The 19,099-nt window shown below is 61.0% G+C and carries 17 protein-coding genes and 1 pseudogene; 7 read left to right on the plus strand and 11 right to left on the minus strand.

The genetic code is table 11. The annotated features are described in order from the left end of the window. Positions 1–69 precede the first annotated feature (69 nt). Positions 70–2,577: an FAD-dependent oxidoreductase gene (locus J7399_RS10190; protein ID WP_209085790.1), complete on the plus strand. Its 2,508-nt coding sequence runs from the start codon at positions 70–72 to the stop codon at positions 2,575–2,577. An 83-nt stretch (positions 2,578–2,660) separates the two neighbouring features. Here the strand turns inward: J7399_RS10190 and J7399_RS10195 are convergent, their stop codons facing one another. The 6 genes from J7399_RS10195 to J7399_RS10220 all read right to left on the minus strand — a co-directional run bounded on the left by J7399_RS10195 (position 2,661) and on the right by J7399_RS10220 (position 6,938). Further along, entirely contained in the window at positions 2,661–3,059 is a 399-nt protein-coding gene (locus tag J7399_RS10195) for an EF-hand domain-containing protein (protein ID WP_209085793.1), read from the minus strand. 140 nt (positions 3,060–3,199) lie between these two features. Beyond that, the gene (locus J7399_RS10200; protein ID WP_209085795.1) at positions 3,200–3,859 is read right to left on the minus strand and encodes a DUF938 domain-containing protein; all 660 of its coding nucleotides are present in this window, start codon (positions 3,857–3,859) and stop codon (positions 3,200–3,202) included. Then, entirely contained in the window at positions 3,844–4,935 is a 1,092-nt protein-coding gene (locus J7399_RS10205) for an FAD-dependent oxidoreductase (RefSeq protein ID WP_209085797.1), read from the minus strand. Before J7399_RS10205 ends, J7399_RS10200 begins: the two co-directional genes overlap by 16 nt. Next, positions 4,932–5,870: an aldo/keto reductase gene (locus J7399_RS10210; protein WP_209085799.1), complete on the minus strand. Its 939-nt coding sequence runs from the start codon at positions 5,868–5,870 to the stop codon at positions 4,932–4,934. The genes J7399_RS10205 and J7399_RS10210 overlap by 4 nt, the downstream gene beginning before the upstream one ends. Positions 5,871–5,978: 108 nt before the next feature. Then, complete coding sequence (locus tag J7399_RS10215) at positions 5,979–6,569, minus strand: NAD(P)H-dependent oxidoreductase (protein WP_209085800.1); 591 nt, start codon at positions 6,567–6,569, stop codon at positions 5,979–5,981. Positions 6,570–6,764: 195 nt separating this feature from the next. Beyond that, positions 6,765–6,938: a hypothetical protein gene (locus J7399_RS10220; protein ID WP_209085801.1), complete on the minus strand. Its 174-nt coding sequence runs from the start codon at positions 6,936–6,938 to the stop codon at positions 6,765–6,767. Positions 6,939–7,194: 256 nt separating this feature from the next. Between J7399_RS10220 and J7399_RS10225 the strand changes: the two genes are divergently transcribed. Beyond that, complete coding sequence (locus J7399_RS10225; protein ID WP_209085802.1) at positions 7,195–8,229, plus strand: AraC family transcriptional regulator; 1,035 nt, start codon at positions 7,195–7,197, stop codon at positions 8,227–8,229. A gap of 10 nt (positions 8,230–8,239) precedes the next feature. Here the strand turns inward: J7399_RS10225 and J7399_RS10230 are convergent, their stop codons facing one another. After that, positions 8,240–9,211 carry a sodium-dependent bicarbonate transport family permease gene (locus tag J7399_RS10230; RefSeq protein WP_209077183.1) on the minus strand — a complete coding sequence of 324 codons (972 nt, stop codon included), beginning with the start codon at positions 9,209–9,211 and terminating at the stop codon, positions 8,240–8,242. 209 nt (positions 9,212–9,420) lie between these two features. On the opposite strand from J7399_RS10230, the gene J7399_RS10235 reads away from it, so the two are divergent. Further along, the gene (locus tag J7399_RS10235) at positions 9,421–10,323 is read left to right on the plus strand and encodes a hydrogen peroxide-inducible genes activator (protein WP_209085803.1); all 903 of its coding nucleotides are present in this window, start codon (positions 9,421–9,423) and stop codon (positions 10,321–10,323) included. A 155-nt stretch (positions 10,324–10,478) separates the two neighbouring features. Beyond that, positions 10,479–11,144, plus strand: coding sequence for a GGDEF domain-containing protein (locus J7399_RS10240; protein WP_209085804.1), 666 nt, complete (start codon positions 10,479–10,481; stop codon positions 11,142–11,144). Between the two features lie 46 nt (positions 11,145–11,190). Here J7399_RS10240 and J7399_RS20950 read toward each other — a convergent pair whose 3' ends face one another. Together J7399_RS20950 and J7399_RS10250 are read right to left on the minus strand one after the other, a co-directional pair. Then, positions 11,191–11,577 carry an alkyl sulfatase C-terminal domain-containing protein gene (locus J7399_RS20950; protein ID WP_348539455.1) on the minus strand — a complete coding sequence of 129 codons (387 nt, stop codon included), beginning with the start codon at positions 11,575–11,577 and terminating at the stop codon, positions 11,191–11,193. 21 nt (positions 11,578–11,598) lie between these two features. Next, positions 11,599–13,155: pseudogene (locus J7399_RS10250) on the minus strand (alkyl sulfatase dimerization domain-containing protein); the annotation flags it as partial. Positions 13,156–13,259: 104 nt separating this feature from the next. Here J7399_RS10250 and J7399_RS10255 point away from each other — a divergent pair. After that, on the plus strand, positions 13,260–14,162 hold the full coding sequence (locus J7399_RS10255; protein WP_209085812.1) for a LysR family transcriptional regulator: 903 nt from the start codon (positions 13,260–13,262) through the stop codon (positions 14,160–14,162). Between the two features lie 45 nt (positions 14,163–14,207). Here J7399_RS10255 and J7399_RS10260 read toward each other — a convergent pair whose 3' ends face one another. Then, complete coding sequence (locus J7399_RS10260; RefSeq protein WP_209059642.1) at positions 14,208–14,708, minus strand: Lrp/AsnC family transcriptional regulator; 501 nt, start codon at positions 14,706–14,708, stop codon at positions 14,208–14,210. A gap of 216 nt (positions 14,709–14,924) precedes the next feature. Here J7399_RS10260 and trxB point away from each other — a divergent pair, with 216 nt between their 5' ends. Continuing rightward, positions 14,925–15,866, plus strand: a complete 942-nt coding sequence (gene trxB / locus J7399_RS10265; protein WP_209059644.1) for a thioredoxin-disulfide reductase — start codon at positions 14,925–14,927, stop codon at positions 15,864–15,866. 186 nt (positions 15,867–16,052) lie between these two features. Here the strand turns inward: trxB and J7399_RS10270 are convergent, their stop codons facing one another. Next, complete coding sequence (locus J7399_RS10270) at positions 16,053–17,108, minus strand: hypothetical protein (RefSeq protein ID WP_209085814.1); 1,056 nt, start codon at positions 17,106–17,108, stop codon at positions 16,053–16,055. Positions 17,109–17,370: 262 nt separating this feature from the next. On the opposite strand from J7399_RS10270, the gene J7399_RS10275 reads away from it, so the two are divergent. After that, positions 17,371–19,050, plus strand: a complete 1,680-nt coding sequence (locus J7399_RS10275; RefSeq protein ID WP_209085816.1) for an adenylate/guanylate cyclase domain-containing protein — start codon at positions 17,371–17,373, stop codon at positions 19,048–19,050. Positions 19,051–19,099: the final 49 nt, after the last annotated feature.

The raw sequence follows: 19,099 nt of genomic DNA on the forward strand, positions 1-19,099 counted from the left end.
ACCGAGAGATTCGTGGCCAATCGTTTAGACTGAGCGAAAATCATTCTTCTGCGGGGAGTCGCCTGTCTTATGAAAACGAATGTCAAAGCGCTGGTAGTGGGCGGTGGTGCCGTCGGTACCTCGATTGCATATCACCTGGCCAAAGCGGGCTGGGACGATGTGATGCTGATCGAGCGGGACGAGCTGACCTCCGGCTCGACCTGGCACGCAGCTGGCCTGCTGCCGCTGTTCAACATGTCCTATGCGACAACACACATCCACCAGTACTCGGTCGACTTCTACAAAACGCTGGAAGAAGAGACCGGCCTGAACGCGGGCTTTGCGGTTGTGGGCAACCTGCGTATGGCGCAGACCCAAGAGCGTATGGACGAGTACATGCTCTATGCCTCCACCGCGGAAACCTGCGGCGTGGCCTATGAGTGGCTGACACCGGATCAGATCAAAGAGCGCTGGCCGCTGATCGAAACCGGCGACCTGAAAGGCGCTATCTACCACACCGAAGACGGCTATATTAACCCGGCTGACGTGACCCAGGCGATGGCCAAAGGCGCGCGCCAGCGTGGTGTGGAAATTCATCGTAAGCTTCAGGCCGATGCCTTCCACTGGACCGGCACCCATTGGGAAGTCACCTGCACCAAGATGGTGGAAAAAGGCGGCAACCTGATTGAATCCGACGAGCAGGTGGTGATCACCGCTGAGCACGTTGTGACCGCGTCGGGCAACCACGCACAGCGCACCGCAAAGATGCTGGGCATCAAGATGCCAGCGATCCCGGTGGAGCACACCTTCATCGTGATGGATCAGGACCCTGAGCTGGTCAAATGGCGCGAAGCGGGCAACCCTGAGCACCCCGTTGTGCGTGACGCAGACAATGAATCCTACGCGCGTGAAGAGCGTGGCGGCTGGATCCTCGGCATCTACGAAAAAGGCGCGCCTGCGCGCTTTGAGCACGGTGTGCCAGACAGCTTCCGTGCAGACCTGTTCCCGCTGGATCTCGATCGGATCGCGGATCAGTACATGGCGATGGCCGAGCGTGTGCCCTCCTGTGCCGAATCCGGTCTGAAAGACGACTTCAACGGCCCGATCTGCTACACCCCGGATGGCAACCCGCTGGTGGGTCCGGCACCGGGTCTGCGCAACATGTGGCTGGCAGAAGGCTTTTCCTTCGGCATCACCGCAGCAGGCGGCACCGGCTACTACCTCGCGCAGATGATGGTGGACGGCGAAGCTGACATCGACATGGCGAGCCTCGACCCGAAGCGCTATTCCTCCAACTGGATGACCACCGAGTTTGCGGCGCGCAAGAACGAAGAGTGCTATGAGCACGTCTACATCCTGCACCACCCAGATGAAGAGCGTCCGGCATGTCGTCCGCTGCGTACTTCGCCTGCCTTTGACCGCCAGAAAGAAAAAGGCGCGCAATTTGGCTGGGTGAACGGCTGGGAACGTCCGAACTACTACGGCCCTGTGGATGCACCATCGAACTTTGACGAGGAAAACCGCTCCTTCCGCCGTGGTGGCTGGTGGCAGTATGCCGTGGATGAGGCCAAAGCGATCCGTGAAGGTGTTGGCCTGATCGACGCAACCGCCTTTACCAAACATGTTGTCAAAGGCCCCGGTGCGACCCAGTTCCTGGATTGGTTCACCTGCAACAAGCTGCCAAAGGTCGGTCGTATCAACCTGACCTATGCGCTGACCGCAGCAGGCACCACCCGCACCGAATACACCATCGTGCGCAACGGCGAGAACAACTACTACATCGTCTCCGCAGGCGCCTGGACCGAATATGACGCAGACTTCCTGCGCAAAGCGGCCGAGGACAAGATGGAAGAGTTCGGCTACATCGAAATCCAGGACGTCACCACACAGTGGGGTGTGTTTGCGATTGCCGGGCCAAAATCCCGCGATGTGCTGAAAAAGGTCATCAGCGACGCCGATCCAAGCACTGCGCTGTCCAACAAGCGCTTCCCTTGGCTGTCTGCGCGCCAGATCGAGCTGGGCATGTGCCCTGTGAATGCGATCCGTGTGGCCTACACCGGTGAACTGGGCTGGGAACTCCACCACCCGATCGAGATGCAGAACTACCTCTGGGATCTGCTGGTCGACGCGGGTGCGGAGTTTGACATGAAGCTGGTTGGCGCCCGTGCGCAGAACTGGCTGCGTCAGGAGAAATCCTACCGTGCGTTTGGCACCGAGCTGGGCCGCGATGCGACCCCGGCAGAGGCCGACCTGCCGCGCTTTATCGATCTGTCTAAGGAGTTCCACGGCAAGGCCGAAATGGAAGCCAAGGGCGTGCGCTTCAAGTGCTGCACCATGCTGATCGACGGGCCGGAAGATGCGGATCCTTGGGGCCGCGAAGTGCTCTACACCCCAGAGGGTGAGCGCGTTGGCCGTCTGACCTCCGGCGGCTACTCCGTGGCCTTCGAGAAATCCATCGGCATGGGCTATGTGAAGCCTGAGCTGGCGGTGGAAGGCACCAAGCTGAAAGTGAAGATGCAGGACAAGCTGTGGGATGCGGTTGTGACCTGTGACAGCCCTTACGATCCGAAGAACGAAACCATTCGGAAAGACGGCTAAGTCTGCTCACGAAACAAGAAACGCCCCGCAGATTTGCGGGGCGTTTTGTTTTGGTCGGGGCGGTGTAAAAAAGCGCGCGGCGCTTAATATTCGCCTTTGGAGATCACGCCGTCACCGTCTTTGTCGATGCTGGAGAACCACGCGCGCAGGCGGGTGTTCATCTCGTCGCGGGTGACCATGCCGTCCAGATTGAGGTCGGTGGTGGCACGGCTCAGCCCTTGCACGGCGCGGTTGGATAGGGATGTCGGATGGGCCTCGGCCTCTTTGGCGCGGGCCTCGTCAAAGGCGCTGTATTCGGCGTTGTCGAGCTTGCCGTCCTGATTGGCATCAAAGGCCTCAAAAGTGCGTTTGCGCATCTCTTCCATCTCAGCCCATGTGATGGTGCCATCCGCGTCCAGATCCCAATCCTCAGAGGCGAGGGCGGGGTAGGCTGCGGTGAGCCCAAGCGAGAGCAGGGCGGAACAAATTAGAGACGAGCGCATTGGAGATCCAATCATTTTAGCTATGGTTGTGTGCACCTTAGGGCGTGGCGCGCGGGATGTCAGCCTGCGGAAAGCTCTTCAAAGCACTCAAGTGCGTTGCCCGTATACATCATGGCCGGACCGCCGCCGTTTTCCTGCGATTACAGAGGTTTCTTCTGTTGCAGCAGCAGATTGTTGGCGGGCATCTCGGTCAGGGTGCCTTTGGAAAGCCCGTGTGAAGTGGCGAAGGCATCGACGTCGGTGTCAGATTTGTACCCGATCTCCGGGTCCTGTGCGCGCAGGTCTGCATCAAAGCGCTGATCGCCTTCGCTGACCAGCACGCCATCGCGTTTGAAGGGGCCGTAGATCAGCAGCTGACCGCCCGGGGCCAGCGCCTTGGCGGCTTCGGCAATCAGGGTTTGTGCCTCCGCTGTGCTGATCAGATGCAAAAGATTGCTGAGCAGGATCACATCTGGTGCGCCGACCTGCGCCGCCCAACCGGGGGCGGTGGCGTCCAGATCCCGAGGGGCGGCGAGATTGGTGAGGCTGCTTTCTTCCACATAGGCCTGAATGCTGGCGCGGCGGGTGGCGTCGATTTCGGTGGGGCGCCATGTGAGCGCGGGGAAGGCTTCGGCATAGGCGGCGATGTGCTGCCCGGTGCCGCTGGCGATTTCAAGAACCTCGCCCTCTGCGGGCAGGAGGTCTTTCAACGCGTCGATCAGAGGGCTGACATTGCGCGCGGCAGAGGGGGCAAAGAGTTTGCCAGCGGTGTCCGGCGTGGCCACGGAGGCGCTGTCAGGCAGGTTTAGGCGGCGGGGCATCGGGAGAACCTCCTTGGGTCAAGGGCGTTACGGGTGGCGGTGTCGAGTTCTGAAGCGCGGCCCGCGATCAGATCGGCGATCAGCTGGGAGGCGGCTGGCGCGGACTGAAAGCCATAGCCGCCCTGACCGGCAACCCAGATAAAGGCCGCATCGCTGCCATCGGGCCCAAGGGCAAGGTTGCGATCGGGCGTGAAGCTGCGCAGCCCGGCCCAGCTGGCCTCAAGGCGCGTCACCTCCTCAGAGACAAATTCCTGATATCTGGCAAGGCCTTCGGCCAGCACCATGTCATCAGGCCACGCGTCAAACGGTGCCATCGGGTCCTCTTCGGCGGGGGAGACAATCAGGCTGCCCGCATCGGGCTTGGCGTACCAATGTTCATGCACATCGAGCAGCATGGGCCAGTGGCGCAGATCATGGCCACCGGGGGCTGGAATGCGCGCCATGGAGCGGCGCATCGGAGTGATGCCGAGCGGGGCAATGCCTGCAAGCGCCGCGATCTGATCGGCCCAGGCTCCGGCGGCGTTCAGGAGCAGTTTGGCCTCATAGGTTTCTCCCTCCGTGATCACCTGCCAGCCTGATTTGGTGCGCGTGATCCCGGTGACGGTCTGGCCGGTGCGCACCTCCCCGCCATGGGCGCGGCAAGTCTTGGCGCACCATTGCAGCAGGCGATCTGTGTCGATGTCAGAGGCCTCTTCGTGCATGGCTGCGAAGGCTGCGATCTCTGGCCGCAGAATGGGCACCCGCGTGCAGGCGTCTTCTGTGGAGATTGGCGTGGCCTCAAAGCTCTCGCAGACCTGCTCAAAGGCCACGCGGTCCTCGGATTTGGCGAGAAACATCACGCCACGCGGGGAGAGGAAACCCCCGTCTGTTGTGGCAAAGAAATCCGCGCTCGCGCGGCTGAGGGCGACGGTGCTGGGCAGGCCGTAGTTCTGCTCAAACATCGCGGCCGAGCGCCCGGAGGCGTGATAGCCAAGCGCGGTTTCCCGTTCCAGAACAAGGGTTTTGCCCATCGACGCCAGCCGCGCTGCTGCGGACAGTCCGGCGATGCCGCCGCCGATGATCAGGAAATCTATCATGCCTCCTCAAGCCGGTCGGTGGCAGGCGGCGGTGTCGGTGTCAGCGCGGTGAGCTGCTCATAAAGCGCATCGTCCATGTCATAAGAGACCGCCGCCAGCGAAGGTGCCAGCTGTGCAGCGGTGCGGGCCGACAGGATCGGGCTGGGCGCGGTGCTGTGGCGCGCGGCCCAAGCCACGGCCAGCGTCGCGGGGTGGACATTGCGCTCAGCGGCGATGGCCGTGAGCTGTGTCGCCGCTGTGTGCATCCAATCCACACCATAGCGCGCGGCATAGCGGCTGTCGGTGCTCAGGCGTCCCGCGCCAGTTTCCGCGCTGTATTTGCCGGTGAGCAGCCCGCCGCCAAGGGGTGAATAGGTGGCCGCAAGAATGCCGAGATCAGCGCACATGGGCAGGATTTCCACCTCCACCTGACGTTTCACAAGGCTGTACATCGGTTGCAGCACGTCGATTGAGAGGTCTTTTGCTGCGCCGGTCCATGCGGCTTTGACCACCTGCCAGGCGGCAAAGTTTGAGAGGCCAACGTATCTGATTTTTCCGGCGGCCTTCTGCTCGGCAAAGAAATCGAGGGTTTCTGCGAGCGGGGTCTCGTCATCAAAACGGTGCAGATAGAGGATGTCGACCTGATCAAGCTGCAACCGCTGGCGGGAGAGCTCAAATTGCGCGGCAAGATTGGCCGCACCAGCGCCGCCGGTGTAGCCCGCCTTGGTGGCGATCACCAGATCGTCGCGGTGGTCCTTGATCAATTCGCCCAGAATTTTCTCTGATTTTCCGGAGGTATAGACATGGGCGGTGTCAAAGTGGTTGATGCCCGCCGCGCGGCAGGCCTCATACATTTCGGCGCTGTCTGCGGCGCTGGCACCTTCGCCAAATTGCATGGTGCCAAAGGCGAAGCGGCTGATGGGGGTGCCGTTGGGGCTGGTAAGAGGCTGTGTCATGGCGCGACGTTGCCATGGGTTGCGGCGCGGGGGAAGGGCGATTTTGGGCCGCGCATCGCAGCTTTGCTGCCCAGCCCTAATATGCGCAGGCCCCTACCAGAGCTGGTGTCAAATTTTGCGGATGGTGGCCGGTGCAGGCAAGGTCTGGCCGATGGTGAAGCAGCGGTCAAGCAGCATGTCGCGGCGTTGCTCTGAGGCGGAGCTGCCAATGAGCAGTTCCAGTCGTCGGGGCAGGGCGCCAAAATCGCCAGCGGCTCCCAGCATCCATGTGGTGTCCAGCGCCGGGGCGTGGCCTTTGCGCTCCACCCGGTCGCTGCGCGGCCCGGCGGGGACCAGCATCAGGCCGGAGTTCAGGTGGGCGTCACGCAGGGTGGGCGCGGTGTTCTGATTGGCGGCGTCGTTGGGCATCCAGACGCGGTTGACCCAGCCTTTCATCTTGGCGGACATGCCCCACCAATAAAGCGGAAACACCAGACAGATCGCATCGGCGCGGGCGATACGCTCCTGCTCCTGGGCGACATCCTCCGCGCCCTCTTCGGAGATGTCGGCAAGGGAGAACAGCGGATTGAAGTCTTCGGCGTGCAGATCGGCGAGCTCTGTGGTGTGGCCTGCGGATTTGAGACCGGCGATGAAGCGTCTGGCGGCACCGGCTGCGAAACAGGTGGGGGTCGGGTGATCTAATACGGTGAGAACATGCATGGAAAAACTCGCTGTGTGAGACAGGGTTTTGGGAGCGGCGGCGTGCGGAGGTCTGTGCCGCCCCCGACAGCGAAGGAGAGCCACTGTCGGAGGCGGTGCGGGGCAGCCACGGGAGGCGCTTGGGTTGCGCGAGGGGGGAAGTGTGGCTGCCGGATCGGGGTGTACATAGGGACAGGGATCACCCCGAATGGGATGTTAGAGTGCGAAAGGCACGTGCAGGGCGGCGATCTCAGTGGGGGATGGCAGGCTGGGCGCGCCCGCGGCAGAGCTGCCAAGGCCGAGGATCAGCGCGCCCGCGGTGATGGTGAGGCTGCCGCCCAGTGCGGCGAGGGCCAGAGATTTGCCAATTTGCGGAATGGAAAACGTCATGGTTGTATTCCTTTGGTCTGTTTGGCGCAGGGAGGATGCGCGGTTTTGAATGGAACCCGCCGTCTGCGTGGAGGAGTGCTTGGGCGGTGTGTGTCTGATGTGCTCAGAGATACCGCAGGGCAGCCGCCAAATATTGACGCCACGTGCCAAAGACTTGACAGCAGATGCCAAAGGTCAAAGTGTCGATCACGAAAGCGTGATCGATGGGCGGCGCGCGTGATCGATGCAAATTATGGGTGAACAAGGGGGCAGGCGCGTGACGGCAGTGTCAGCGATGTATGCGCGCAAGCAGATCGAGCAGGCTGTGAAGCTGCCCGACAAGGCACCGCTGTATAAGATCATCGAATTGACTCCGGAGCAGGTGCAGGATCCTGCGGTGATGGTGCCGATTGCGGCCTATCTGAGCCTGATTGAAGCGATTGCGCAGAGCGAATGGCCCGACCTGCAGTTTCATATGCGCACGAGCCAGAGCATGCGGTGCGATGAATTCGGCGTGTTCGGGCTTGCGTTCAAATCTGCGCCGACTGTGCGGCAGGGATTGCAGCGGCTTCAGCAATATGTGCGGCTGCACAACCGGGTGTCGGAGTTTGCGGCGGAACCTGAAGGGGGCGCCTATGTCTGGTCGATGAAGGGACCGGCGGTGGCGCGGCTGGGCAGTGCGCTGTCCAATGAGGCGGCAATGGCGACCACATTGGTGCTGTGCCGGGAGGCGACGCAGACAGCGCTGACCCCGACAAAAGTAGAGTTCAGCCACACGCGCGAGGGCAGCAAGGCGGCTTTGCTGGATCATTTTGGCGTGATGCCCGAGTTTGATGCAACGCGAGATGCGATCCATTTTGACATGGCCGAGGTTGAGCAACCCTGCGCGGTGGGGGATGCGGCGATCTGGCAATATCTGACAGCGCACCTGGATCAGGCGCTGGAAGAGGAAGACAGCAAGGCGCGCCCGTTTGATGCATTGGTAGTGGAGGAGATCACCAAGCTGCTCAGCGGTGGTGTGCCTCAGCTGGCCGAGGTGGCCGGGATCATGGGGCTGGGGGAGCGCACCTTTCAGCGGCGGCTGTCTGAGCGGGGGCAGACCTTTCAGGCGCTGGTGGATGAAGCGCGGCATCAATTGTCCAAACAACTGGTGCTGGGCTCGTCTTATTCGCTGATCGAGATTGCCTTTCTCACCGGATTTTCCGAGCAGAGCGCCTTTTCGCGCGCGTTCAAGCGCTGGTCCGGCATGTCGCCGCGCGCCTACCGGCAGGCAGAGCAGGGCGAGAGCCTGGGGGCTCCCGCCACACGATAGAGCCCGTGTCTCAGCCGGTGAGGCTTGCCAGATAGAAGTAAATCGGCAGGCCGAATGTCAGGTTGAAGGGGAAGGTCACCCCGAGTGCCAGAGACAGGTAAATGCCGGATTTGGCCTGCGGCAGCGCGAGGCGCATGGCAGCGGGCACAGCGATGTAGGAAGCAGAGGCGCAGAGCACCATCAACAGGAAGGTGCCGCCCATCGACAGGCCCACAAGCGCCCCCGCGCCCCAGCCAAAGAGGGACCCGATCAGCGGCATCACACAGCCAAAGATCAGCACCCCGCCGGAGATTTCTTTGCGGTGTTCAATCAGACTGCGGCCGGCGGACAGGCCCATGTCCAGCAGGAACAGGGCAAGCACGCCGGTGAAGGGCACGATGATGAAGGGTTCCATCTGTGCAAGGCCTTCCTGACCGGTGGTGACGCCGATGGCAAAGGCGCCAAGCAGCAGCACAATCGAGCCATTGCCTAGGATGTGGTGGGCCAGTTTGCTGTCAAATTTCGCACCGCCGCCTTTGCGCGCTGCAAGCCAGAGGGCGGACATGATGGCGGGTACTTCCATCACGGCGGCGACGGCAACCATGAAGCCTTCGCTGTCAATGCCGCGCCCTTCGAGCAGGCTCACGGCGGTCACAAAGGTGACAATGGAGATCGAGCCATAATGACCCGCCACCGCAGCGGCGTTGAGCGGGTCAAGACGGGTCATGATCGAGAGCAGGCCAAAGGCGACAAAGGGCAGCACAAAGGAGAGCACGATCCCGGCGACCAGCGAAAGGATCAGCGCATTGCTGATCCCGCTGACCGCCACCGCCGCCCCGCCTTTGAAGCCGATGGAGAGCAGCAAATAGATCGACATGATCTTGGCAGCGCCCTCTGGGATGGAGAGGTCACTTTTGGCAAAAGCAGCGATCAGGCCGAGGAGGAAAAACAGAATTGTGGGCGCAAGCAAGTTGCCCGCCAAAGCAGCGAGGGAGAGGTCCATAAGCGAGACTTTCTTGAATTTTCAGGGGGAGGTGCCAGTGATCAGAGGATCAGTGCGGGTCGGGTCGTCGGTGATCCATAGAGCGGTCCTTGTTCATGCCGCCAAAGAGATCAGGCAGCGGGAGGCATTGCATTTGACCTGATATCTCTTGTGTGAAACATTTGTTCAAATATAAGGTTTCTTCGATTTGTATAGTTTGAGGCTATGAAATGCGCCCGACATTGCGGCAGTTGGAATATATCGTGGCGGTGGCTGAGACCGGGCGGATTGGTGTGGCGGCGGATCGGTTGAATGTGAGCCAGCCGAGCCTCTCTGCGCAGTTGGCCGAGGTGGAGGCGGATTTGGGCACCACCTTGTTTCTGCGCGGGCGCGGCGGGGCGAAACCCACTCCCGTGGGTGAAGAGGTGGTGCGCCGCGCGCGGATGATCCTGCATGAGATGGAGGATTTGCGCGCAGTGGCGCGCGGGGGCGGGATTTTTCAGGGGCGGCTGCGTCTGGGCGTGTTGCCGTCAATCGGGCCGTATCTGCTGCCCGGCGTGGTGCGTCGTCTGCATGCGGAACATCCGGACCTGCGACTCGTGATCCGGGAAGAAAGCACCCATGATCTGGAAGAAGGGCTGCGCAGCGGGCGGCTTGATATGATCATCTCCACCCCTGAAGACCATATGGGCGCGCGGGCCATGCCCCTCTTTACTGAGGCGCTCTGGGCGGCCTTTGCGCTCGATCATCCGCAGGCAGAAGGGGCGGCGCTGGCGCTTGAGGTGTTGGAGAATGAAACCCTGCTGACCCTGGGGCGCAAACACAGGCTCTCACATATTGTGGAAGGGTTGGCCCTGCGCGCGGGCGGGCGGGTGTCGGATGAATATGAGGGCACCAGTCTGGATGCGATCCGGCTGATGGCGGCGAGCGGCGCGGGGGTGGCGGTGTTGCCCAGTGTCTATGCGGCGACAGAGGTGCAGCGGGGCACAAATGTGGGGCTGCGCAGGCTCGATCACCCGGAGGCGCACCGCGAAATTGCCCTGATGGAGCCGATGCGGGCAGAACCCACACGCGGCGCCGCGGTTTTGGCGGAGATTTTGCAGGCGGAGGCCGCTGTCATACTGGCGGAATGATTTTCTTTACGTTTGGTCATGCAAATGGAGGGGGTAGCAACCTATTTGGCTTCGCCCGTGTTTGGCGCATAAAGGGACAGGGAATGAGTAAGGGTTTCTGGCGCGTGAATATTAGGAATAATCGCGATCGATGGGTTTTGGGTTTTGTGGTGACAGTGGCATCCCTGATAGGCTCATTAGTGCTGACCTCTGTGCTGTCGCCCACCGGCCTGTCGCCTCAGGCGCTTTTGCCCTCTGTGACTGTTCCGCTGATTGTTGCGCCATTGGCCGTCAATTGGGCCACGAAGAAAACCTTGCGTGTCTATGAGCTCAATCGTGAACTCGAACGGATTTTGGCGCATGACAGCCTGTCGGGCCTGCTGAACAGGGCTGCGTTCTTTGATCTCTTTGCTTCCGATACCGCCCTTGGGCGCGGGGCGATCCTGCTGGTGGATATCGATGGTTTCAAAGCCATTAACCAGAACCATGGCCATAAGATCGGAGATCAGGTGATTGCCATGGTGGCGCAGGTTCTGAAGGTGCAGACGGCGGCAGGTGGCTATGCGGCGCGGGTGGGCAGCGCGCAATTTGCGGTTTTTCTGCCTGATGATCTGGGGCGCGCGCCCTTGGACTTTGCCGAGGGCATTCGCAGCGCGGTGGAGCAGGAGGCTTTGCCAGCGGATCAGGGCAGCGTGTCCTGCACGGTGTCGATTGGCGTGGAGTATCGCGAAGGTGATGAGGACATCGATTCAGCGATGCGGCGCGCGGATCAGGGGCTGAGTGCGGCTCAGGACGCGGGGCACAACCGCGTGCGTCAATATCAGTATCTGGCTCTGGTGTGAGCCGGACGCCGGAGCGGGCCATGCCGCCGCGGCGTCCGGTCTGAATTCATGGCGTGACGATGTTAAACCATGGGTCAAAGTCGTCCATCATCCCCATCAGCTTGCGGAAAGCCAGTGGATTGCCGGTGAACTTGATCTCGCCGGTGGTGGCCAGCCACATGAAGCCCGCCTCCTGCAGGATGAGCTTGTCCAGCGCGCTGCGGTCCATGATCAGAGACACATGCGCATCGTCTGATTGCACATCACGGGTGTTGTTGAGCACGCCGTTTTTCAGCTCGATCATGTATTGCGCGTTCTGATCGGGGAAGTCGAAGTTGATGATGATTTCCGCATCTTTTGCCAGCTCCGGGTTGAGCTTCACCCCGAGAAAATCAAAGAACAGATCAAGGGACATGCCTTTCACCGTGTCCGGACCGGGCAGCGGGGCTGGCACAGGGCGGACGCCGGTTTCCAGCTCTTGCGCTGCGCTGAGGTAGAAATTGCGCCAGCTGCCGCTTTCGGCCTGATAGCCCATCTGCCGCAGGGCGGCGGCCTGCAGGGTGCGGGCCTGTTCATTGTCTGGATCGGCATAGACCACGTGGTTCACCAGCTCCGCGACCCAGCGGTATTCGCCGTCTTCAAAGGCGCGTTACGCTTTTTGCAGAACCGCATCAGCCCCGCCCATCACCGCGACATAGCGGGTGCTGCTGTCCACCGGGGTCAGGCGATCAAGCAGGGCGGGGTTGCCGTTGAACCAACCGAGATAGAAATTGTAGACCGCCTGCGCATTGTGTTTGACGCTGCCGTAGTAGCCGCGGTTGGCAAAGACCTGTGCGAGGGGTTCCGGCATTTCGATCAGGTTTGCGATCTCGCGCGGGCCGTGGCCGTGGTTGGCCAGGCGCAGGGTTTCATCATGGATAAAGCGGTAGGCGTCGCGCTGGGTGATCAGATGGGTGTTGATCCGCTCTTGCCCCCAGCTGGGCCAGTGGTGGCTGCCAAAGGCGATCTCGGCGCGGTCGCCGAACATCTGCAGGGATTCGTTGATATAGTGGGTCCAGGCCAGCACATCCCGCACGCGCGCGCCGCGCAGGGTGTAGGTGTTGTGCAGCGTGTGGTTCACAGTTTCCGCGAGGCAGAGCGTTTTGAACTGCGGGAAATAGAACATGAACTCAGAGGGGGCCTCAGCGCCGTGGGCCATCTGAAATTCGATGTCGATCCCGTCCACAGTCAGCATGGCGCCGGTTTCGGACACGGTTTCATTGGGCGCAACAAGTGAGACAACGCCGGTGGCGGTGCTTTGGCCGAGGCCAGAGCCGATCTGGCCTTCCGGTCCGGCGGGCACCACATTGCCAAAGTGATAGGCAGAGCGGCGCGCCATGGTGTTGCCGACCAGAACATTTTCGGAAATCGTATGTTCCATGAAGCCTTCGGGCGCGATGATGCGGATGTCGCCGGCGGCCTGTTCTTCTTCGCTGATGATGCCACGGGCACCGCCAAAATGGTCCGCGTGGCTGTGGGTGTAGATGATCGCCTTCACCGGGCGCTCCCCCAACTCACGGTTGGCCAGTGCGAGCGCGGCGCGGGCGGTTTCATTGGTGGTGAGCGGGTCGATGACAATCCAGCCGGTATCGCCCTCAATCAGGGTCATATTGGCGAGATCAAAGCCGCGCACCTGATAGATCCGGTCGGTGACTTTAAACAGCCCGTGCAGGGCGTTGAGCTGGCTTTGTCGCCACAGGCTGGGGTTGGCCGTGTCAGGCGCGGGGCCTGACAGGAAGTCATAGCGCTCCATGTCCCAGACCACATCGCCGTTTTCATTGGTGATTATAGCAGGGTCGATGGTGGCAATAAAGCCGCGCAGGGCGTCCTCGAAATCCTGTTGGTTGCTAAAATCCAGCTGCGTCTGCTCGGCAGCATTGGCGGTTTTGGTGTGGGATTCAGCTGCGTGTGCAGAGGCGGCGCCGGGGCTGGCCAGTGCGAGACAGCACAGGAACAAACCGGCCAGGGGCGGGGCTTTGGTGCTGAAGGTCATGGGGGCTCCTCAAAAACTGGGGAGAAAATAGACTGTGGCACATTAAAGGAATAATGGAATTAATCTGCAGATGTTATAGACGTAACCTATAACAAGGAGCCGTGATGCTGACCCCGCGCCATTTGCAACAGATTCTGACCATTGCCGAGCTGGGCACCTTCAATCAGGCGGCGCAGCATCTGAATCTGAGCCAGCCTGCGTTGACGGCAAGCATCAACACGCTTGAGGAGCGGCTGGGGGTGCGCCTGTTTCTGCGCTCCAAGAAGGGGGCGGAGCCGACGGTCTTTGGGCATCATGTCCTGAAGACAGCGCCGGACATCCTGTCTCGTCTCAACCGTCTGGAGGATGAGCTGGGCCTGCTGGCCGGAGGGGAGCGCGGCTCGCTGAGGGTGGCGGCGGGGCCGGTGGTGATCCACGGGGTGATGCGCCAGGTGGTGCCTGCGTTTTGCCGCGCCTATCCTGATTTTCAACTGACCCTTCAGACCAGTTCGGCGGATCAGATCACCAAGGATGTGGCGGCGGGGCGTCTGGATCTTGGGATTGGGGCGCTGAATGCGGAGGCCTGTGGCCCGGATGTGATGCTGCAGCCGCTGTTTGAAGACCCGATGCAGATCGCGTCGCGACCCGCGCATCCGTTGCAGGGTGCGCAGGCGCTTTCGCTCAAGGATATCGCGGCCTATCCGCTCAGTCTTCCGGAAATTCCGAGTGACCTGCAGGCGCAGATTGCGGCCATGGGCGGGGCGTCAGAGGAGCCGCTGCGCACCACGCTGACCACGGATCAATACGACATGATTATGGATGTGGTGCAAAACGGGAATATGCTGACCTGCGCGCCGCGACATTTGCTGCGGCCTTATGTGGAGGATGGGCGGTTGCGGGTGCTTTCGCAAAGCGCGTTGCAGCCTGTGTGGCGCGCCTCGGCGGCCTATCGGCCTGTGTCTGCGCTGTCTCCGGCCTTTTCCGCATTGCTTGAGATGATACAGGGATGGTTTGCACAGCAGTCATGACGCGCCGAGAGCGCGTCCATATGGTCTCAAAGATTGGGTATGGGCTCAGGCGTCGCGGCTGAGGCGTTCTTCGAGCACCTCAAACGGCACACCGGGGGCGTCTTTGGCACCGCGGATCACCAGTGAGGTTTTCACACTGGCCACATTGTCAGCGCTGGTCAGCTCTTCGGTGAGGAAGGTCTGAAAGGTGCTGAGATCAGGCGCCACGCATTTCAGGATGAAATCCACCTCGCCATTGAGCATGTGGCATTCGCGCACAAGCGGCCACTGGCGGCAGCGCTCTTCAAAGGCGGAGAGATCCACTTCGGCCTGAGACACAAGCCCAACCATGGCAAAGACCTGCACCTCAAAGCCAAGTTCGCGGCTGTCCACATCTGCGTGGTAGCCACGGATATAGCCGGCGTCCTCCAGCGTGCGCACGCGGCGCAGACAGGGCGGGGCAGAGATGCCGACTCGTTTGGCGAGTTCGACATTGGTCATGCGGCCGTCGGCCTGAAGCTCTGCGAGGATTTTGCGATCAATCGGATCAAGCCGGTGTCCGGGCATGTCTCTGTCTCATTGGTCAAATTCGCGGTTGTTATATCACCAAAGGGCGCGCGCGCAATATTGTTTCGTGTTAGCGCAATATCCTTTTGCGGATTTCCTACTCACGCTTGTTTGTTGAGCAGAGTGTTCCGCTTTTGGGTCTTGGGCTTTCCCTGCGGGGCGGGGATGGCTATATCGGCTACCGACTTAGATTTTGCAATGCAGAAAGGTGCCTTCATGGCCGAGACAAAACACACCAAGGTTCTGATCATCGGGTCGGGGCCTGCGGGGTATACTGCGGGTGTTTATGCAAGCCGCGCAATGCTGGAGCCTGTGCTGGTGCAGGGTATCGAGCCCGGCGGCCAGCTGACCACCACCACCGAGGTGGAGAACTACCCTTCCTTCGTGGAGGTGCAGGGCCCGGAGCTGATGCAGAAGATGGAAGAGCACGCCCGCGCCATGGGCTGTGAGATCATCGGCGACATCATCACCGATCTCGACCTGAGCGAGCGGCCATTCAAGGCCAAAGGCGACAGCGGCACGCTTTACACCGCTGATGCGGTCATTCTGGCGACTGGCGCGCGCGCAAAGTGGCTGGGCCTTGAGAGCGAAGAGGCCTTCAAAGGCTTTGGCGTGTCGGCCTGTGCGACCTGTGACGGGTTCTTCTATCGCGGTCAGGAAATCGTGGTTGTGGGCGGCGGCAACACCGCTGTTGAGGAAGCGCTGTTCCTGACGAACTTTGCCTCCAAAGTGACGCTGATCCACCGTCGGGACGAGCTGCGCGCAGAAAAGATCCTTCAGGACCGCCTGTTCAAGAATGAGAAGATCGAAACCCTCTGGTTCCACGAGCTCGATGAGGTTGTGGGCGATGAGATGCCAAAAGGCGTGACCGGCGTGAAGGTGAAGCATGTGGAGACCGGTGAGATCACCGAGATCCCGGCAAAAGGCGTGTTCATCGCCATCGGCCACGCGCCTGCGAGCGAGCTGGTGAAAGATCAGCTGGAGCTGCACAACGGCGGCTATGTGCAGGTCGAGCCCGGCACCTCCAAAACCTCCATCCCCGGCGTGTTTGCGGCAGGCGATCTAACCGATCACGTCTACCGTCAGGCGGTCACATCCGCAGGCATGGGCTGTATGGCGGCGCTGGATGCGGAACGCTTTGTGGCCGAAAACAGCTGAGCTGTTTGACATCGGACCATTGACGGGGTCGCGGCACATGCTGCGGCCCCGTTTGTTTTGATTGTTGGAGGGGGCCAGCCCCCAGCGTGGCTGCGCCACGCTCCCCCCGCAGTATTTGGGGCAGAATGAAGCCGACAGCAATGACCCTAGAGTGGCCAAATCCCTGATGTGGCAGGGACAGCGCCCCTAGGCTGCGCTGCCGATGGGGGTTTTGCCGGAGAAGAGGTCGGCGCAGGTGCTGGCCAAGCCGTTGATCGCCTGTTCAATTTGTGCCAGCAGCGCTTGCACCGCGGCCATGGCTGCCTTGGCCGGGTCAAAATCGGGCAGTTTGCCAAGCGCATCCTGAAGCATATCCCGCGCTTTTTTCATCGCATCCCGGATCGGTTTGAAGGCCCAATCGGTGAACTTCTTTTTGAGCTTGTGAAACTCGCGGTCGATTTGATCGAGAAAGCCTTTGATTTTGCGGTAGGTTTTGCCGCCGAGTTTCTCGCCAAGGGCAAGGAAGCTTTTGATTGTGGCTTCTCCGTAGTGGGCGAGTTGGGCGAGGGCGGAGCTGATGGCATGTATGGCGTCGCGGATTGGTTTGAGCCCCGCATAGACCTTTTCGATGAAATCGCTGAAATCCACCGCCTTCGTGAGCGCGTTCACCACAGCCTCTCCCGCGCGCTCTGCCGCATTGAGGGCGTTCTGCGCCTGATCTTTGGCGTCGTTCAAAGGGCGCACAAAGGGGGCGAGCGGCTGATCCAGCGCAACGGCGCAGCGGTTGACGGAAGCGGGTGTCTCGCAGCCCTCATAATGTTTGAGCAGATCTGCCGTGACGGTTTCGGCGCGTTCCAGAAAGCCTTCGACATTTGCAATGGCTGCCCAAGAGGCATCGACAGGTTTTTTGAGCTCAAAAAACGCTTCCGTGGCTTTGTCGACATCCTTTTGAATGTCGCCCAGAACGGTCTGCACCTCGCCAAGGACCGTGTTGATGCTGCCCAGCGTTTCAGCGGCGAATTTGGCCTCTTCGCCAACCTCCGGCAGCCAAGTGGCTGCCTTGCAGGCTTTTTGCAGGTTGGAGAGAACCGAGTGGACCTCTTTGACTTTGTCTTTCATGCGGTTTGGAGTTTTTTCGATCCGCTCCAGCGCGTTGAGCGCATCATGCACGTCTTTGAGGGGCGTCGAGAAATAATCGATGTCGTTGTAAAGATCGCCCAGATCCCTGTTGAGTTCGCTGAGCGGGGAAGCGGGTGCGGCCATGGGGGGACTCCTGAAAAACGAGATACCAGAGAAACAACAGCAGTGCGGAGTATGCCGCGTGTGGGGGCGCAGCACGGCGGGCTTTTGGGGGCTTGATCTAGCAAGTCTATCAGAAAACGGGGTGTGATGCAGCCGACTGGGCCAGAGCGTGTTGGAAAGATCGCGCGCACAGCACATCTGCGCGAGGGCGCAGAGGGTGATCTTGACGCTGGTGGGGGTGTTGGCCAGTTTGAGGCAGGGCAACATTTTTGAACGGGCGCATATGAATACTCTTTGGAAAGGCAACTGGCGGGTGCGGGTGCGGATTGTGTCCGGCCTGATCCTGTTTGCCTATGTGCTGGTGCATTTTCTCAACATCGGCTTGGGGCTGGTTTCTCTGGATCTGGCGGAGGCGTTTCAGGACATGCGCGAGTTGGTGCACCGCAGCTTTCTGGGCAGTGTGGTGCTTTATGGCGCGTTTTTGTTGCACGGCGGGCTGGCGTTGTGGCGTCTGGCGCGGCGGCGGACGCTGCGGGTGCCGATCTGGGAGTGGATTCAGGTCGCGCTGGGGTTGACGATCCCGTTCCTGCTGATCACCCATGTGGTGCACACGCGGATGGCGCATGAGGTTTTCCTGCTCAATGACGAGATGGGCTATATCGTCGGGCTGATCTGGAACACCGGCAGCGGCTGGAAGCAGGCGGCGCTGCTTTTGATCACATGGGCGCACGGCTGTATGGGCGTGCATTTCTGGCTGCGCACGCAGGGTTTCTGGGAGCGGGTGCTGCCGGCGTTTATTGCCTTTGGTGTGCTGGTGCCGGCCTTTGCGCTGGCTGGCTTTATGGTGCAGGGGCGGCTGCAATCGGCTGCGCTGCAGGATCCGGATGTGTTTCCGGCGCTGGCGGAATACTACAACTGGCTGTCAGCAGAAGCCTTTGCCACGCTGCATCACCGGAGCACCATCGCGATCTGGGCATTTGCAGCGGTGCTGGCTGTGGTGGTCATCGCCATGGCGGCGCGGCGGCTCTTGGCGCGGCGGGGCGCTGTGCGGATCAAATATGTCTCTGGTCCTGAGATTTCGGGACAGCCCGGCATGACGCTTCTTGAGATGTCGCGCGCCTCGGGTGTGGCGCATCTGGCGATGTGTGGCGGGCGTGGACGTTGCACCACATGCCGCGTGATCGTTGAGGAAGGCGCAGAGCATCTGCCGCCGCCCAGCCCGGAAGAAGAGGCCAGTCTGGCGGCGGTGAATGCACCGCCCAATGCGCGGCTGGCTTGCCAATTGCGGCCGGTGCAGCCTGCCACGGTTTTGCGGGTCTTTAACAGCGATGGCGGACGGGTGCGGGCGCACCAGAGCCTCGGCAAAGAGCGCAATATGGCGATCCTGTTTCTGGACATGCGCGGGTTTACCGCGCGCACTACAGGCCAGCTGCCTTATGATGTGGTCTTTCTGCTGAACCGCTTCTTTGATGCCATTGTGCCCTCGGTCATAGGGGCCGGTGGCACAGTGGACAAATACCTTGGCGACGGGCTGCTGGCGGTGTTTGAGCAGGAAGATGAGGCGGCAAGCGCGCGGGCGGCGATGGAGGCGGCGATTGGCATCAGCTCTGCCTTGGCGACCTTCAATCAGGCCCTGAAGGCTGAAAAAGCTGCGCCGGTTGCCATCGGCATGGGGGTGCATCTGGGCACGCTGGTGATTGGGGAGATCGGTGCTGCGCAGCATGCACCGCGCACCATCATTGGCGACACGGTGAATGCGGCGAGCCGTCTTGAGGGGGCCACCAAGGATCTTGGGGTTGAGCTTCTGGTGTCGGAGAACGTGCTGCGCGCGGTTGGTCAGGATGTGGATCGGCTGGATCTGGAGATTCTGGAGCTGCGCGGGGTGTCAAAGCCGGTGCTGGCGCTGCCTGTGCAGATTGGCAGTGATCTGCGTGAAATTCTGGATCAGGAGGCCGCCGCCTAAGTCGGCAGGGCGCGCAAAAGGCGAACACAGCTGTGTGATCACCTGCTGT

This window comes from Shimia sp. R9_1 (assembly GCF_017743775.1).
Taxonomy (GTDB): domain Bacteria; phylum Pseudomonadota; class Alphaproteobacteria; order Rhodobacterales; family Rhodobacteraceae; genus Shimia.

Excerpts from the sequence above, each read along its gene's own strand:
- trxB (WP_209059644.1), top strand. The coding sequence starts at position 14,925 with ATGGCCGAGACAAAACACACCAAGGTTCTGATCATCGGGTCGGGGCCT.
- J7399_RS10190 (WP_209085790.1), top strand. The coding sequence starts at position 70 with ATGAAAACGAATGTCAAAGCGCTGGTAGTGGGCGGTGGTGCCGTCGGT.
- J7399_RS10205 (WP_209085797.1), bottom strand. The coding sequence starts at position 4,935 with ATGATAGATTTCCTGATCATCGGCGGCGGCATCGCCGGACTGTCCGCA.
- J7399_RS10220 (WP_209085801.1), bottom strand. The coding sequence starts at position 6,938 with ATGACGTTTTCCATTCCGCAAATTGGCAAATCTCTGGCCCTCGCCGCA.
- J7399_RS10210 (WP_209085799.1), bottom strand. The coding sequence starts at position 5,870 with ATGACACAGCCTCTTACCAGCCCCAACGGCACCCCCATCAGCCGCTTC.
- J7399_RS10230 (WP_209077183.1), bottom strand. The coding sequence starts at position 9,211 with ATGGACCTCTCCCTCGCTGCTTTGGCGGGCAACTTGCTTGCGCCCACA.
- J7399_RS10200 (WP_209085795.1), bottom strand. The coding sequence starts at position 3,859 with ATGCCCCGCCGCCTAAACCTGCCTGACAGCGCCTCCGTGGCCACGCCG.
- J7399_RS10260 (WP_209059642.1), bottom strand. The coding sequence starts at position 14,708 with ATGCCCGGACACCGGCTTGATCCGATTGATCGCAAAATCCTCGCAGAG.
- J7399_RS10270 (WP_209085814.1), bottom strand. The coding sequence starts at position 17,108 with ATGGCCGCACCCGCTTCCCCGCTCAGCGAACTCAACAGGGATCTGGGC.
- J7399_RS10235 (WP_209085803.1), top strand. The coding sequence starts at position 9,421 with ATGCGCCCGACATTGCGGCAGTTGGAATATATCGTGGCGGTGGCTGAG.
- J7399_RS10195 (WP_209085793.1), bottom strand. The coding sequence starts at position 3,059 with ATGCGCTCGTCTCTAATTTGTTCCGCCCTGCTCTCGCTTGGGCTCACC.
- J7399_RS10255 (WP_209085812.1), top strand. The coding sequence starts at position 13,260 with ATGCTGACCCCGCGCCATTTGCAACAGATTCTGACCATTGCCGAGCTG.
- J7399_RS10215 (WP_209085800.1), bottom strand. The coding sequence starts at position 6,569 with ATGCATGTTCTCACCGTATTAGATCACCCGACCCCCACCTGTTTCGCA.
- J7399_RS10275 (WP_209085816.1), top strand. The coding sequence starts at position 17,371 with ATGAATACTCTTTGGAAAGGCAACTGGCGGGTGCGGGTGCGGATTGTG.